General features: G+C 64.3%; 1 protein-coding gene. It reads right to left on the reverse strand.

Annotated features, from left to right (window positions below):
• Positions 1 to 1,150 (reverse strand): Rne/Rng family ribonuclease (locus tag ACQKJZ_RS19405; RefSeq protein WP_427733346.1); only part of this gene is annotated, 1,150 nt, incomplete at both ends.

The raw sequence follows: 1,150 nt of genomic DNA on the forward strand, positions 1-1,150 counted from the left end.
CGATGACGACGAGGCCCGCCATGTCGCGCAGACGCAGCTGGCGCGCGATTTCCTGCGCGGCTTCCAGGTTGGTCGCGGTCGCGGTCTGCTCGATATTATGCTCGCGGGTCGAACGCCCGGAGTTGATGTCGATCGAGACGAGCGCTTCGGTCGGGTTGATGACCAGATAGCCGCCCGACTTCAGCTGCACGACCGGATTGTACATCGCGGCCAGCTGATCCTCGACATGCGCGCGCTGGAACAGCGGCACAGCATCGGCGTACTGCTTCACCCGGCGGGCATGCGCGGGCATCAGCAGGCGCATGAAGTCCTTCGCCTGGCGATAGCCTTCCTCGCCCTCGACGATGACTTCCTCGATCTCGCGATTATAGATGTCGCGGATCGCGCGCTTGATCAGGTCGCTGTCGCCATAGATCAGCGCGGGCGCCGAGCTGTGCAGCGTCTTTTCGCGGATGCCGTCCCACAGACGCGCGAGGTAATCGAAGTCGCGCTTGATCTCGGTCTTGGTGCGCTGGAGCCCAGCGGTGCGGACGATGCAGCCCATGGTCGAGGGCAAAGCCATCTCGGCCATGATGGTCTTCAGCCGCTTGCGGTCGGCCGCGTTCGAGATCTTCCGGCTGATGCCGCCGCCATGGCTCGTGTTGGGCATCAGCACGCAGTAACGGCCCGCCAGCGACAGGTACGTGGTCAGCGCCGCGCCCTTGTTGCCGCGCTCTTCCTTGACGATCTGGACCAGCAGCACCTGGCGGCGATGGATGACGTCCTGGATCTTGTAGCGGCGGCGCAGATTCTGGCGCCGCTGGCGCAGTGCCTCGACCTGATCGTCATTGACGGTCGACTTCTTCGGGCGCGGCGCGGCCCCGTTCTCGTCGCCGTCCTCGTCGTCATGATGGTCGTCGGCATGATCGTCATGATCCTCGCCGTCGTGATCCTCATCATCCTCGGCGTCGAGTTCGGCGCGAAGGGCAGCCTCTTCGGCGGCATGCTCGGCCTCTTCGCGCAGCAGGGCTTCGCGATCTTCCTTGGGGATCTGGTAATAGTCGGGGTGGATTTCCGAAAAGGCCAGGAAGCCGTGACGGTTGCCGCCGTAATCGACGAACGCCGCCTGCAGCGACGGCTCGACCCGGGTTACCTTGGCGAGGTAGATATT

It is taken from the genome of Sphingomonas sp. NPDC019816, from assembly GCF_050274375.1.
Classification (GTDB): domain Bacteria; phylum Pseudomonadota; class Alphaproteobacteria; order Sphingomonadales; family Sphingomonadaceae; genus Sphingomonas.